12 protein-coding genes are annotated in these 14,046 nt (G+C 72.3%); 4 read left to right on the top strand and 8 right to left on the bottom strand.

The genetic code is table 11. The annotated features are described in order from the left end of the window. Positions 1-57: 57 nt before the first annotated feature. A complete protein-coding gene (locus AC3EVP_RS01360) occupies positions 58-1,473 on the bottom strand; it encodes a D-alanyl-D-alanine carboxypeptidase family protein (RefSeq protein WP_435124961.1) in 1,416 nt (471 codons plus the stop codon). A gap of 139 nt (positions 1,474-1,612) precedes the next feature. Here AC3EVP_RS01360 and AC3EVP_RS01355 point away from each other — a divergent pair, with 139 nt between their 5' ends. Continuing rightward, a complete protein-coding gene (locus tag AC3EVP_RS01355) occupies positions 1,613-1,927 on the top strand; it encodes an SCO4848 family membrane protein (protein WP_335978108.1) in 315 nt (104 codons plus the stop codon). Positions 1,928-1,947: 20 nt separating this feature from the next. Here the strand turns inward: AC3EVP_RS01355 and AC3EVP_RS01350 are convergent, their stop codons facing one another. The 5 genes from AC3EVP_RS01350 to AC3EVP_RS01330 form a co-directional block, all read right to left on the bottom strand. Beyond that, the gene (locus AC3EVP_RS01350) at positions 1,948-2,421 is read right to left on the bottom strand and encodes a hypothetical protein (protein WP_435124959.1); all 474 of its coding nucleotides are present in this window, start codon (positions 2,419-2,421) and stop codon (positions 1,948-1,950) included. A gap of 3 nt (positions 2,422-2,424) precedes the next feature. Continuing rightward, a complete protein-coding gene (locus AC3EVP_RS01345) occupies positions 2,425-3,747 on the bottom strand; it encodes an AAA family ATPase (RefSeq protein WP_335978104.1) in 1,323 nt (440 codons plus the stop codon). Between the two features lie 108 nt (positions 3,748-3,855). Next, on the bottom strand, positions 3,856-4,641 hold the full coding sequence (locus AC3EVP_RS01340; RefSeq protein ID WP_435124956.1) for a TetR/AcrR family transcriptional regulator: 786 nt from the start codon (positions 4,639-4,641) through the stop codon (positions 3,856-3,858). Between the two features lie 10 nt (positions 4,642-4,651). Then, complete coding sequence (locus tag AC3EVP_RS01335; protein WP_435124954.1) at positions 4,652-5,245, bottom strand: thiol-disulfide oxidoreductase DCC family protein; 594 nt, start codon at positions 5,243-5,245, stop codon at positions 4,652-4,654. 1 nt (position 5,246) lies between these two features. Next, positions 5,247-5,669 carry a hypothetical protein gene (locus AC3EVP_RS01330; protein ID WP_335978100.1) on the bottom strand — a complete coding sequence of 141 codons (423 nt, stop codon included), beginning with the start codon at positions 5,667-5,669 and terminating at the stop codon, positions 5,247-5,249. Positions 5,670-5,916: 247 nt separating this feature from the next. Here AC3EVP_RS01330 and AC3EVP_RS01325 point away from each other — a divergent pair, with 247 nt between their 5' ends. Beyond that, positions 5,917-7,569 carry an IS1182 family transposase gene (locus tag AC3EVP_RS01325; RefSeq protein ID WP_435124951.1) on the top strand — a complete coding sequence of 551 codons (1,653 nt, stop codon included), beginning with the start codon at positions 5,917-5,919 and terminating at the stop codon, positions 7,567-7,569. Positions 7,570-7,651: 82 nt separating this feature from the next. Here AC3EVP_RS01325 and AC3EVP_RS01320 read toward each other — a convergent pair whose 3' ends face one another. Further along, the gene (locus AC3EVP_RS01320) at positions 7,652-10,408 is read right to left on the bottom strand and encodes an MMPL family transporter (protein ID WP_435124948.1); all 2,757 of its coding nucleotides are present in this window, start codon (positions 10,406-10,408) and stop codon (positions 7,652-7,654) included. Positions 10,409-10,607: 199 nt separating this feature from the next. On the opposite strand from AC3EVP_RS01320, the gene AC3EVP_RS01315 reads away from it, so the two are divergent. Next, positions 10,608-11,444: a response regulator transcription factor gene (locus AC3EVP_RS01315; RefSeq protein WP_435124946.1), complete on the top strand. Its 837-nt coding sequence runs from the start codon at positions 10,608-10,610 to the stop codon at positions 11,442-11,444. After that, the gene (locus AC3EVP_RS01310; RefSeq protein ID WP_435124944.1) at positions 11,441-13,051 is read left to right on the top strand and encodes a sensor histidine kinase; all 1,611 of its coding nucleotides are present in this window, start codon (positions 11,441-11,443) and stop codon (positions 13,049-13,051) included. The genes AC3EVP_RS01315 and AC3EVP_RS01310 overlap by 4 nt, the downstream gene beginning before the upstream one ends. Positions 13,052-13,102: 51 nt before the next feature. Here the strand turns inward: AC3EVP_RS01310 and AC3EVP_RS01305 are convergent, their stop codons facing one another. Further along, the gene (locus AC3EVP_RS01305) at positions 13,103-14,026 is read right to left on the bottom strand and encodes a LysR family transcriptional regulator (RefSeq protein WP_435124941.1); all 924 of its coding nucleotides are present in this window, start codon (positions 14,024-14,026) and stop codon (positions 13,103-13,105) included. Between the last annotated feature and the right edge of the window lie 20 nt (positions 14,027-14,046).

The following is a 14,046-nucleotide window of genomic DNA, read 5'->3' as shown; positions in this document are numbered from 1 at the left end:
GGACCGCGACGCAGTACGGCGAGGTGAGGCCGCCGGGCGGGGCGGGCCCGTCCGGGGTCAGTGCTTCCGGAGACCGCGAGGGCGCTTCGCCCGCGCCTGGCCCTGACGCGGGCCCTGCTCCTGGCTCTGCTCCTGACGCTGCTCCTGGCCCTGTTCCTGATCGGGAGCCCGGCGCTGAGCCGGCGCGGACACCGGGGTCGGGCTCGCACCGCTGGCGGCCACCGCGGACGGAAGCGGACGGCGGCGGCGTACGACGATGATCACCGCGGCGAGCAGCACCAGCGTCGCGGCGGTGATCCCGGCCGCGGTCCACAGCCCGCGCGAGGACGAGGAGGCGGCCACCGGGGCCGCTGCCGCGGTGGACCGGGGCGTGGCGGAGGACGGCTGCGTGCTCGCCTTGCTCGCGGCGACCTGGCTCAGCGGCGGCACCAGGGTGCCGACCGGCTGGACCGTGGGCGCCGCCTTGAAGCCCCAGTCCAGCAGCGAGGCCGCCTCGCGGTAGACCGCGTTGTGCCCCGACTTCGGGTCCGGGTGCATCACGGTGACCAGCAGCTTGCGGCCGTCGCGCTGGGCGACCCCGGTGTAGGTGGCGCCGGCGTTCGTGGTGTCGCCGTTCTTCACCCCGGCGATGCCCTGGTACGGCTTCAGGTCGTAGTCACCGCTGAGCAGGCGGTCGGTGTTCTGGATCTGGAAGGACTCCCGGACCTTGCTCGGCTGGCCCTTCTTGGGGTTCTTGACCTTCTTGTAGTCGCCGGGGAACTGCGCGGTGAGCGTCGAGCAGTACTCGCGGAACTCGGGGAGCTGGAGCCCGGCGCGCGCGAACAGCGTCAGGTCGTAGGCGCTGCTGGCCTGGCCGGGCATGTCGTAGCCGTCCGGGGAGACCACGTGGGTGTCGTCGGCCTGGAGTTCGCGGGCCTCGGCGTTCATGTCGGCGACGGTGGCCGGGACGCCGCCGTTCATCGCGGACAGCACGTGCACCGCGTCGTTGCCCGAGCGCAGGAAGACCCCGAGCCACAGGTCCTTGACGGTGTAGGTCAGGTTCTCCTTGACCCCGACCAGGCTGCTGCCCTCGCCCATGCCCTTCAGGTCCGACGGCAGCACCTTGTGCACGGTCGACGCCGGCAGTTTGGGTATCAGCATGTCGGCGAGCAGCATCTTCAGGGTGCTGGCCGGGGCGAGCTTCCAGTGGGCGTTGTGCTCGGCCAGGATCTCGCCGGTCTCGGCGTCGGTGACGATCCAGGAGCGCGCGGTGATGCCCTTGGGGAGCGCGGGCACGCCGGTGGCGGCGTTGACCTGGGTGCCCGGCAGGCTCAGCCGGTCGCCGCCGACCTTCGACATCACCGACGGCGGACTGGGCGTCTTCGCTGTCGCGGGGGCGGCCTGCGCGGTGCCGGCCAGCACGCTCCCGCCGAGCAGGAGGGCGGTCAGGGACGCCGCGGACGCTTTCAGGGCTGAGGAGACTGTGGTGGCCACCCGCAGAACGTACCCGGCCCGGCCGCCCGCCCGCGCCCCCGGGTGCCGGGAGCGCCACGTGACCCTTCGCACGCCCGCCGCCCGCAACCCCCTCCCCCCGGCCGCCGTCGCCGCCCGGACTCCGCCCATACTGGTGCGTATGAAGCTCAGCCGCCGCGTCTCCTGGTTCCTGGTCGCCTTCGGGGTGTGGTCCTGGATCGTCTGGACGACCTTTGTGAAGAACCTCTGGAAGGACACCAGCGGTCTCGCCTTCCACCACGGTGACCACTCCCACCCCACCGCGTACTTCTGGATCCACCTCGCCCTGGCGATCACCTCCACGGTCCTGGGCACCGTGATCGGGGTCCTCGGCATCCGCTCCCTGCGCACCCTCCACCGCACCCCCGCCGCCCCCCAGCCCACCCCGCCCACCCCGTCAGCGGACGAGCCCCAGCAACCGGCCACCACCCGCTGACGCGAAACCGCCGGCCGCGCTCACGCGTAGCAGGAAAGCAGCTCGTCGAGTGTCCAGACCGTCGCGGTCACTCCGGAAGTGCGGGCCAGGTAGCGGTCCCGCTCGATCAGGATGTTCAGATCGCCGCAGCCGAGCTGGTTGCAGGCGTGCTCGATCAGGGTGCTTCCGGTGCGGCCCCCGTTGATCAGCGACTGCAAGTGAGCGGCGTTCCACTCCACCTTGTTGAGTGCCCACGGAGCTTCTCCGTCGACGACCGCGCGCAGCATCGCCGCGAAGAGCTGGGCACAGGCACGCCGCTGACGGCCGTCGGAGAGCTGGGCTATGTGGTTGCCGGTCTCGATGATCGCAGTCACCGGAAGCAGCAGGTCGCAGTCACGCGCATGGCATTTGGCCTGGTATTCCTCGACCACCTTCGCGTGGTCCTGGCACTTTCCAGGGATCTTCAGCAGGTTGCAGAGGATGGAGGTGTCGACGAACTCGACCCGGCGTGCCATGCGTCACCCGATTCCCAGCAGCCGGTTGAACTCGGTGTAGTCGCGATCGCGGCGGGGGCGCGTCTCGAGGCGCCCTCGCGTCACCACCTCGCCGAGCGAGCCGGCCGCCATGGCCGCCGGGTAACCCTCCAGTTCGGTCAGCCGGGTCAGGCGGCTGGTCCCCTCGTCAGGATCACGCCAGCAGACGACGACACCCTCGTGGTCCTCGGCGTCGAGGGCGGACAGCAGCGCCGGGCTGTGTGTGGTGATCAGCACCTGAGCTCTGCTCGCCGCCCCGGTCTGACGGACCAGTTCGAGTACCTCCGACGCCTGGGACGGGTGGAGGCCGTTCTCCAGTTCCTCGATCACGAGCATCAGGGAGCGTTCGTCCTCTTCGGTGGTCGAAGGCCCCAGGTCCAGGCCGCCTCCACCGGTGAGAAGTGAGGTGGTGATGGCCAGGAAGCGGAGCATCCCGTCGCTCATCTCACGGGCCGGCGTGAGGCCGAGCGTGCCCTCGTTCAGGGCGATCATGACGTCGCCGAGGTCGGACCGGGTCACCGCGAGCGTCTCGATCTCGTGGTCCGCGAGGCCGCGCAGCAGTTCCACCAAGCGCCGGAAGAGGCGCTGGTCGGTGCGCTCGATGTTGCCCACCGCGGCGGACAGGTTCTCGGCGGTACGGCGCAGGTTGCTGTCGCGGGAGGGGACGTACTGGCGCATGAGGTGGGGGACGGGGTCGAGGTGGAAGACGCCCTCGAGCGTCGAGATCATCGTCTCGGCGCACCACACGCTGTCCCTCCCGCCCACCGTCACCGGCGTCACCCGCAGGGGCAGTTGCGAGGTCAGCAGCCGGGAGCCGCGGAACCTCACGTTCGGATCGCGGCCCTTCTTGCCGTTGTGCCAGGTCGCCCACAGGTCGCCGACCTGAGGGTTCGCCTCGCCGCTGACCAGGACGGGCTGGTGTCCTTTCGGGGTCGGCCCGGACAGGCGCTCCGCGATGATCTGCACCTCGGGCTCGACCTGGACGGTCACGTCGAGGCGGATCGGTCCGCGTTCCGTCCGCACAGTGCATCCGAGCGAGAAATGGTCGGAGCCGTGCGGAGCGCATCCGGTCAGCCCTCCGCGGACGGCGCCCTCCGGACCACGGCGGCTCTCCAGCGCCTCGGTGATGTCCTCGCCACGGGCGAGCCGGGACAGCACTTCGAGGCCGTCGAGCGCATTGGACTTCCCGCTGCTGTTGCGGCCGATGAGTGTGGTCAGCGGTGCGAGCGGGAGGACCTGGTCGCGGAAGCTCTTGAACGCGGTCAGCCGCACCTCTTCGATACTCCGGGCGGTCACCTGGGAAGTCACACGACTCAAGCTACCTCAAGTACCCGCGGCGACCGTTTCCGTAGCCGGTCGTAGCCGGGGAGACGCGCGGTGCTCAGCCGAACGCCGAACGCCGAACGGTCAGCGCGGTCAGCGCGGTGTGCCGGGGAGGGGGGACTTGCCGAGGGTGGGGAGGACGAAGTCCTGGATGAGGGCGGTGGCGTCGCGGACCAGGGGGCGGAAGACGCGGTAGCGGGACAGGGAGATCAGGCGCGCCACCAGGGGGGTGGAGCGGCGGACGAACTCCCGGGTGCGGGCGGTGTCCTCGGTGCGGTCGAAGACCCAGTAGAGGACGACGACCATGAGGTGCAGCCAGAGCAGCTCGGGCAGGAGGCCGGCGAGTTCGGCGTCGAGCTTGGGCGCGAGGTCGGACCCGGCCAGGACGTCGCCGAAGAGGGCGACGGCGGTCTCACGGGCCGGGTGCGACTCGCTGGAGAACGGGCTGAGCGAGCTGTCGGGGTCGGCGGCGGTCCGGAAGAACTGCGCGGCGAACTCGTGGTAGTCCGCCGCGCAGTCCAGCCAGGAGGCCAGTGCGGTCTCCAGGCGCCGGGCGAAATCCCGCTCCCCCTCCATGCGGGATGCCGCGTCGCGCGCGTGCTCGCGCGTCATCAGGTCGTAGAACCCCTGGATCAGGAATTCCTTCGACTCGAAGTAGTAGTAGGCGTTGCCGACCGAGACCCCGGCCTCCTGGGCGATGGCCCGCATCGTGGTCTTGTCGTAGCCGCGCTCCTGGAACAGCCGCATCGCCGTGTCGAGGATGGCCGCGCGGGTCTGCTCGCTCTTGCCCGTCTTCGGCCTGGCCCGGCCGCCGGGCAGCGGCTCCGCCTCGCCCGCGGCGGCGGCTTTCGCGGTGGTGCGGTCGTTCGTGTCCTCCACCCGGGTGAGCCTATCCGGGGCCGGGCCCGCACCCGTCCGCGCAGGGCCCGCCGGGTGCCGGCGGCGGTGCCGCGGTCGGCGTAGGCGCAGGCGTAGACGGGGGCGCAGGCGTCAGCGTCGGCGTCGGTACCGGCGCCTGGGACCAGCCGGTGACACGGTCGTACGTCCAGCCGGGCGCCATCCCGTACGTCGCCTTCGGCCGCGCCGGCGGGCGGGCGGCCCGGGAGTGGACGGCGGCGCCGCGGTACTTCGCGGCACCGAGCACCGCGGCCCGGGCCATCCGCCGCCCGGCGGGACGGGTCAGGGTGTGCGCGAGCCGCCGCTGCCCGGCCAGCGCCCACAGGCAGACGATCCAGGCGCTGTCGCCCCGGTAGACCTGCCCCCGGTCGCCGACCGCGGTGACCTCCCGGGCCGTGGCGGCGTGGTCCAGTGCCGGGAAGCGGCGCCGGGCCTCGGCGGAGCCGGTGGGCACCAGTGAGATCGGGACGAGTTGCCGCTGCCGGGCGAGCCAGCCCGCGACGAAGGCGCACAGCGCGCAGTCCGGGTCGTACAGGACGGTCAGCGCGCGCAGCGGGAGGCGGCCGGCCGGTGTGCGGGGGGCCATCTCAGGCACCGGCGGGTTCGGGCGCCCACGCGGTCGGCGTGGTGTCGTCCGGGTCGACTGGCGGGAACTGCTCCCGGTCGCTCAAGCCGCGGCGCCGGAAGCGGTTGAGGACGTAGACGTTGCCCAGGTGCATCGCGCCGAGTACCAGCAGGACGACGCCGAGCTTGACCGACAGCGCCTCGAAGACCCCGCGGGCGTTGTCGATGTCGTCGCCGGTCTTCAGATACAGCGCGACGAAGCCGAGGTTGACCAGGTAGAAGCCCACCACCAGCAGGTGGTTGACCGCGTCGGCCAGTTTCTCGTCGCCGTGCAGGACGTCGGACAGGAAGAGCCGGCCGTGGTGGCTGAGGGTCCGGGCCACCCAGACCGTCAGCGTGACGCTGACCGCCAGGTAGATCACGTAGGCGAGGACGGTGAGGTTCATGGTGCGTTCCACCCCTGGAAGAGCGTTGTTGAACCTGTTCAAAACTCTCTGACAGTAAGGATGCTAGACCTATTTTTGAACGTGTTCAAGCTCGGGTCGCCCCGTAAGCAGGGGGAGTTGGGGACGCGGAAGGGCCCGGCGCCCCGTGAGGGGACGCTGTTGGTTAATTCGGGGCCTCGCGTGACGTCGGCCTTCAAGACCCGGTTGTGGTCTTGAAGGCCGACGTTGTCGTATGGGGTGGGTGCGGATGTCGATGCAGGCGAAGGGGTCCGGGGAGATCCCGGCGGAGACGGTGCGGGTGGCGCGGGCCGCGTTCCCGAAGGGGAGCCTGGCGATCCGGGTGAGGGACGAGTTAGGTGTCCTGTTCAGCGATGAGCAGTTCGCGGGCCTGTTTGGAGTGCGGGGCAAGCCTGCCTGGTCACCGGGGCGGCTGGCGCTGGTGCTGGTGTTGCAGTTTGTGGAGGGGCTGACCGACCGGCAGGCCGCAGAGGCGGTGCGGGCCCGGATCGACTGGAAGTACGCGCTGGCACTGGAGCTGGCCGATCCGGGGTTCGATTTCTCCGTGCTGTCGGAGTTCCGGGACCGGCTGGTCAGCGCCGATGGCGGCCGGCCGGTGTTGGACGGCATCCTAGCCGCTGCCCGAGAGAAAGGGCTGATCAGCCGTGGTGGCAAGGCACGGACCGACTCCACTCATGTGCTGTCTGCGGCACGTGAGCTGAACTGGCTGGAGCTGGTCGGCGAGAGTCTGCGGGCGGCACTGAACGCGGTGGCCCGCGTCGAACCGGACTGGCTCAGCACGCACGCCCTGCCGGACTGGTTCACGCACTATGCGACCCGGATCGAAGACTCCCGCTTCCCCAAGGCCCAGGCCAAGCGGGCGGAGGTGGGGCGCCGGATCGGCTCGGACGGCACGCGGCTGCTGGAGATGATCTGGACCGATGACGCTCCCTCAGCTCTTCGGACACTGCCAGAGGTGGAGCTCCTGCGGCAGCTGTGGGTCCGGCATTTCCACCTGGTGGAGGGCGAGGTGGAGCGGCGGGACCCAAAAGACCGGCCGCCGGGTGCGAAGCGCCTGGTCACCCCCTATGACCCCGAGGCCAGGGGCAGCGTCAAGCGCGACACCTTCTGGGACGGCTTCAAGGTCCATTTCACCGAGACGTGCGAGCCGGAGCGGGTGCATCTGATCACGAACGTGACCACCACCGTCGCCACCGTCCCGGACGACCGGATGGCCGCCGTTGTCCATGCCGACCTTGCCAGGCGGGACCTGCTGCCCGCCGAGCACTGGGTCGACACCGGCTATGTCAACGGCGGCGCGATGGTCGCCGCCCGCCGTGATCACCGGGTCGCGCTGCACGGACCGCTGAAGTCGGTGACCGTCCCGCACGCCCGTGGCGAGGCAGCATTCGGGCAGGACGCGTTCAGCATCGACTGGGACAACCAACACGTGACCTGCCCGAACGGTGTCACCAGCACGCAGTGGCACCAGCGCTGTTCGGAAGACGGACTGCCGACCATCCGGGTCCGGTTCTCTCCGGCCGACTGCCGTGCCTGCCCCCAGCTGCGGCAGTGCGTCAACTCTCCGAAGGCCCAGCGCCGGGAGATCAACCTCAAGCCCCGCGACGAATACGAAGCCCTCCACCAGGCTCGGAAACTCCAGGGAACCGACGAGTGGAAGGACCGCTACAAGATCCGCGCCGGGGTCGAGGGAACCATCTCCCAGGCCGTCCAAGCCTGCGGTCTGCGCCGATCCCGCTACCGCGGCCTGGCCAAGACCAGCCTCCAGCACCAGCTGACCGGCGCCGCGATCAACCTCATCCGCATCAACGCCTGGCTCACCGGCCAACCCCGCGCCCGCACCCGCACCAGCCCCCTGGCAGCACTTCGCCCCGCCGCATAACGACGGGGCGAAGCAACCAGACCCGAATTAACCAACAGCGTCCCCGTGAGGGGAGGCCGGGCCCTGGGCGGCGGGGGAGGGGTCAGTCGGAGTGGGTGAGGTGGACGTCGAGGGTGCCGTCGCCGTCGGGGTCGTCGTCGCTGAGGCGGACCGCGGCGGGGAAGGGCGGGTACCCGACGGTGACGACGGTGTAGCTGCCGGGGTGGAGGTTGGTGAAGGCGTACGACCCGTCGGCGCCGGTGCGCACCTCGGCGACCTGGTGGCCGTCGGCGTCCTGGAGGATGACCTTCGCGTCCTCGACGGGCAGGCCGTCCGCGCGGCGCACCGTGCCGGCCAGCGTGCCGGTGCCGGTCAGCTCCAGGTCGCAGTCGACCTCGCCGCCCGAGGTGAGCACGCTCGCGGTCTGCGGATGGTGGCCGGGAGCGCTCGCCACCAGGACGTAGGAGCCGTGAGCGGGGGCGGGCAGGGTGTAGGCGCCGTCCTGGGCTGCGCGCGCCCGGGCCGCCTGGCGGCCGTCCGCCGCGATCAGCGTCAACTCCGCGCGCGGCACCGGCACTCCGGCCGCACCCGTCACCCGGCCGCGCACCAGCGTGCCCGCGCCGGAACCGCCGCGCGGCGCCGGGACGGCCGGCTCACCCGGCCCACCCGGCTCACCCGGCCCGGCACCCGGGGCACCCGAGGCGTCCCCGGCGTCCTCCTCGGCGGGCTCCACCGCCAGGTGCGGCAGCCGCCGGTCCAGCCACCCGGGCAGCCACCAGTTCCCCGCGCCGAACAGGTGCATCAGCGCGGGCACCAGCACCGTCCGCAGGATGAACGCGTCCAGCGCCACCGCGCCGGCCAGGCCGATGCCGAACATCGCCAGCACCCGCTGCCCGCTGAGCACGAAGGCCGCGAAGACGCAGATCATGATGACGGCAGCCGAGTTGATCACCCGGCTGGTCTCCGCGAGGCCGACCCGTACCGCCCGCGCGTTGTCCCGGGTGTGCACCCACTCCTCGTGCATCCGGCTGACCAGGAACACCTGGTAGTCCATCGACAGCCCGAAGAGCAGCGACAGCATGATGACCGGCAGGAAGGCGTCGACCGGCCCGGCCCGCCCGGCGAGCGGCCCGCCCCAGCCCCACTGGAAGACCGCGACCAGCACCCCGAAGGAGGCCGCGGCCGCCACCAGGTTCATCACCGCCGCGGTCAGCGGCACCAGTAGCGAGCGGAACGCGAAGAGCAGCAGCACGAAGCCCAGCGCGATGATCACCCCGACGAACAGCGGCAGTTTGCCGTACAGCACCGTCGAGAAGTCCTCGAACACCGCGGTCTGGCCGCCGACGTACGCCCGCATGGTGCTGCCGCGCTCGGCCGCGGGCACCACGTCGTCGCGCAGGTGGTCGATCAGGTCGGACGTCGCCTTGTCCTGCGGGGAGGTGGTCGGCACCGCCTCGACCAGGGCGACCTTCCCGTCCCCCGCGGTCGGCAGCTGCGCCGCGTAGGCGATGCCGCGGGTGGCGCGCAGCGACGTCACCAGGCCGTCCAGCGCGGCCTGGTCACCGGAGTGCGGCAGCTCGGCGAGGATCGTCAGCGGGCCGTTGAAGCCCGGACCGAAGCCCGCGGCCAGCATGTCGTACGCCTTGCGGGTGGTGGTGCCCGTCGGGTTGTTGCCCTGGTCGGAGGAGCCGAGCCGCAGCGACAGCGCCGGGACCGCCAGCGTGGCCATCACCACGACCGCGACCGCCGCGAGCGAGCGCGGGTGCCGCTGGAGGAAGCCCGACCAGCGCGCCGCCGCCCCGGTGGCCGACTCCGTCCGCGGGCCCGACGCGGCCAGCGCCCGCCGCTGGCGGCGGCTGAGGACCCGCATGCCGAGCACGCCGAGCAGCGCGGGCAGCAGCGTCATCGCCGCCGCCACGGTGATCACGACCGTCAACGCCGCCGCCACCGCGACCCCGTTGAGGAAGGTCAGCCGCAGGGTGAACATGCCCAGCAGCGCGATGCACACGGTGCCGCCGGCGAACAGCACCGCCCGGCCCGAGGTGTTGAGGGCGACGACCGCCGCCTCCTCCGGGCTCCGGCCGCGCAGGATCGCCCGCCGGTGCCGGGTGACGATGAACAGCGCGTAGTCGATGCCGACGCCCAGGCCCACCAGCGTCGCCAACTCCGGTGCGAAGTCCGCGACATCCATCCCGTGGCTGAGCAGGATGATCGCGGACGACGCGATGCCGATGCCGAACAGCGCGGTGACGATCGGCAGCAGCATGCCGAAGAGCGAACCCAGTGCGAGGAAGAGGACCACTCCGGCGGCCGCGATGCCGATCCCCTCGGCGAGTTCGGGCAGCGGCTGCTCGGCCTGCGCGGGCTTGGCGCCGCCCACCTCCACCCGCAGTCCGGGCGCCCGCGCCGCGTGCGCGGTGTCGATCAGCAACGACGCCTGGTCGTTGGAGAGTTCACCGCCCAGCTTGGTGTACGTCACGGTGGCGTAGGCGGTCCGGCCGTCCTTGCTGATCTGCGCCGCACCCGCCGCGGTGTACGGCCCGACGACCGCGCCGACGTCCTTCTGGTGTGCGACCCGCGCCAGCATCGGGCTGATCCGCTCGCGCACCGCGGCGTCCCGCACCGAGCCGGAGTCCACGTGCCACACCACCGTGTCGGCCTCACCCGACTGCTGGGGCACCGCCTTGCCCATCAGGTCGAGCACCTTCGCGGACTCGGTGCCCTTGAGCGAGAACGCGTTGGAGTACGCGTCCCCGGCCGCCCGGCCCGCCCCGCCCACGGACAGCAGCGCCACCGACCAGAGCAGGATCACCCACCACTTGTGCCGGAAGCACCAGCGCGCCACACCCGCCACGTCCACATCCCCATCGTCGTCTTCGTCGTCTTCGCCGTTCCCGGTGTCCTCGGCGGGGGCCGGCCGGCCGCCTCGGCGCCCGGCGCACCCCGCCCTCCCAGCGTCCGCGGCCGCACACCCCACCACCAAGCCGAACCGCGTTCTCTCAAGGAACTCCAAAGTTCGGTGCCGCCAACCGCCGTCGCGGCCACGGATACTGAGGGGCATGGACGCCACGGTGCTCATCGTCGAGGACGAACCCGGTATCGCCGACATCCTGCGGATCACCCTGAAATACAACGGATTCACCGTATATGAGGCGGCGACCGGCCGGCAGGCGCTCGCCGCCGCCCGGGAGCACCGGCCCGACCTGGTGCTGCTCGACGTGATGCTGCCCGACGGCAACGGCTTCGAGGTCTGCCGCACGCTGCGCCGCGAGCACGCCGCCAGGAGCGGCGAGGTGTCCGGCGGGCAGCCCGACGGCCCCGCGGTCATCTTCGTCACCGCCCGCGACGCGCCGCGCGACGTGGTGGCCGGACTCGCCCTCGGCGGCGACGACTACATCACCAAGCCCTTCGGGGTCGACGAGGTGGTGGCCCGGGTGCACGCGGTGCTGCGCCGCACCCGTCGCCGCGACCCGCTGCCCGCCGCGCGGGTGCTGCGCCACGGCAACCTGGAACTCGACGAGGCGGCCCACACCGTGCGCCGCGCCGGACAGCCGGTCGAACTCACCCCCACCGAGTACAACCTGCTGCGGCACCTGCTGCGCAACGCCGGCCGCATCCTCACCAGGGAACAACTCCTCCAGCACGTCTGGCGTTACGACTGCGCCGTCTCCTCCTCCACCGTCGTGGAGACCTACATCTCCTACCTGCGGCGGAAGTTGGACCGGCTCGGGCCGCCGCTGATCCAGACCCGGCGCGGGGTGGGCTACGGCATCTTCCCCGGACCCGGGCCGGACGAGGCCGCCGTCCGCCGGGATGCGGCGCAACGCCCCTACGACGAGAGTGAGTTGGACTTCTGCGAACCGACCGCCCTACCGCCCGGGGGCGGTCCGGCGTGAGGGGCGCCGCCACCGCCTGGGTGCGCTGCGGCTTCTGGCCGCGGCCGCAGTCGCTGCGCGGCCGGTTCACCATCGCCACCGTGGCCTTCGTCGCCGTCGGGCTGGTGCTCGCCGCGGCCGCGAGCATCGCCGCCACGTACATGGTGCTGATCAACGAGATCGACGACTCGCTGAAGTCGTCGCAGTCGGCGATCGCGCACACCGCCGTCGACGCCCGCGGGCTGCGGCAGCTGTGCACGCTCGCCGACCTGCTGGGCGGCAAGGACGACTCGGTGCTCGCCAAGACCTTCCAGCAGGAACTGCTGGTCGTGCTCGACCCGCAGGGCCGCCCGGGCGCGATGTGCCCGGGCAGCGCGACCCCGGTCGACGGCGAGCAGCGGGCGCTGGCCGCCGCGCTGCCCGACCCGCGGCACCTGGCCGGCGCCGGCGCGGTCACCGTGCACGCCCGCGGTAGGTCCTACCGGGTGATCGGCATGCGGCTGGCGGACGGCACCGTCGTGGTCCGCGGCATGCGGCTGAGCGGCGTGTACCACGCGATCGGCGAACTGCTCGTCGTGGAGGGCTGCGTGGGCGCGGTGCTGCTGGTGCTGCTCGCCGTCGGCTCGCTCACCGCCGCCCGGCGCCGGCTCAGGCCGCTGGAGGCCATCGTGGAGACCGCGGCCGCCATATCGGAGGGTGACCTGTCCCGGCGGGTGCCCGAGCCGACCGCGCGGCACGGCTGCGAGGAGGTGGAGCAGCTCAGCGGCTCGCTCAACGCGATGCTCCAGCAGATCGAGACCGCGCTCACCGAAAGCGACCGCGCCACCGCCCAGTTGCGGCAGTTCCTCGCCGACGCCTCGCACGAGCTGCGCACCCCGCTGGCGTCCGTACGCGGCTACCTCCAGCTCTACGAGAAGGGCATGCTCGACGCCGACGAGCAGGACCGGGCGCTGCGCCGGGTGTCGGCCGAGGCGCTGCGGATGAGCCGCCTGGTCGACGAACTCCTCGCGCTGGCCCGGCTGGACGACCGCCCCGCCCTGCGGTTCGGCCCGGTCGACCTCGCCTGCCTGGCCCGCGAGGCCGCCGCCGATCTGGCCGCGCAGCAGCCCGGGCGGCCGGTGACGGTCCTGGTGCCGGGCCGGGGAGCGGCCGGTGCGGGGGAGGCGTATGGCGGGGCGAAGCCCGACGGCGCGGGGGCGGCGTACCGCGAGGGGGCCGGCGCGGCCGGGGGCGGGGAGGGCGCCGAGGACCTGCCCGCGGTCCTCGGCGACGAGGCCGGGCTGCGCCAGATCGTCGGCAACCTGCTGGACAACGTCCGCGTGCACACCCCCGCCGGGGTCCCGGTCACCGTGGAGGTCGCCGCGCACGGCGAGGGCGAAGTACGGCTGTCGGTGACCGACCGCGGCCCGGGGCTCGCCCCCGAGGACGCCCGCCGCGTCTTCGACCGCTTCTTCCGGGCCGCGCCCGACCGGGCCCGCGACACCGGCGGCGCGGGCCTGGGGATGTCCATCGTGCAGGCGCTGGTGCAGGCCCACCACGGCCGCGTCAGCGTGGAGAGCGCGCCCGAGGGCGGCCTGACCGTCCATGTGACCCTGCCCGCGGCCGCCGGGCGGCTCACCCCGGTCTGACGGGCCGTTCCCGGATGCGCTGCGCGGGCGGCGCGGGACCAGGGCGCGGGGTCAGAAGTGCTCGGCCGGCTCCGGCAGTTCGGAGGTGACGGTGCGGATGACGTTCCGCAGCCAGCGCTGCCCCAGGTCGCCGTCGAGCCGGGGGTGCCAGGCCATCTGGTAGCCCAGCGGGCGGACTTCCTCGGGGGCGGGCAGGATGCGGACGCCGGGGTCCGGGCGCTGCACCGCCAGCAGCCGCGCGGGCAGGGTGAGGATCAGCCGGGTGCCCGGGACCGAGCGCAGGGCCAGGGAGTGGTAGGGGACGGTCAGCCCGGCCCGGCGGTGCTCGCCGAGGTCTTCCAGGCGCTGCTCGATCGCGGTCTGGCGCTCGCCGAGGGTGCCGACGACGACGTGGGCCGCGTCCAGGTACTCCGCCAGGGCGATCTCCGGGCGTTCGGCGAGCGGATGGTCCGCGGAGAGCACGCACACGAACCGGTCGTCGAGGAGATGCTCGGTGTGCAGGGCGGTGAGCGGCGTCGACCTGGCGAAGAACACCAGGTCGACGACTCCCCGGTCGAGGTCCTCGTAGATGGCGTCGTGCCAGGTGCGGAAGTGCAGGGTGGAGCGCGGCGACTCCCGGAACACCCGCTGGAAGACCGCGGGCGCGAACACCTGGGTGAAGTCGGTGCCCGCGACCCGGAACGCCTCGGCGGCCGAGGCGGGGTCGAACCCCTCCGGAGCGAACAGGCCCTCCAGGCGCGGCAGGACCGCCCGCAGCCGGCGGTGGACGCGCTCGGCCCGCGGGGTGAGCCGGTACCCGCGCGGGGTGCGTACCAGCAGTTCGTCGTCGAGGGTGTCCCGCAGCCGCTGGAGGGCCCGGCTCATCGCGGGCTGGCTCATCCCGGCGACTTCGGCCGCGCGCGAGACGTGCCGCTCCTCCAGCAGTGCGGCGAGGGGGACCAGCAGGTTGAGGTCGACCCGTTCAATATGCACCATTCGAATAATCTACATCTTCA

This window comes from Actinacidiphila sp. bgisy144 (genome assembly GCF_057708105.1).
This window is presented reverse-complemented; position numbering and strand designations above follow the sequence as displayed.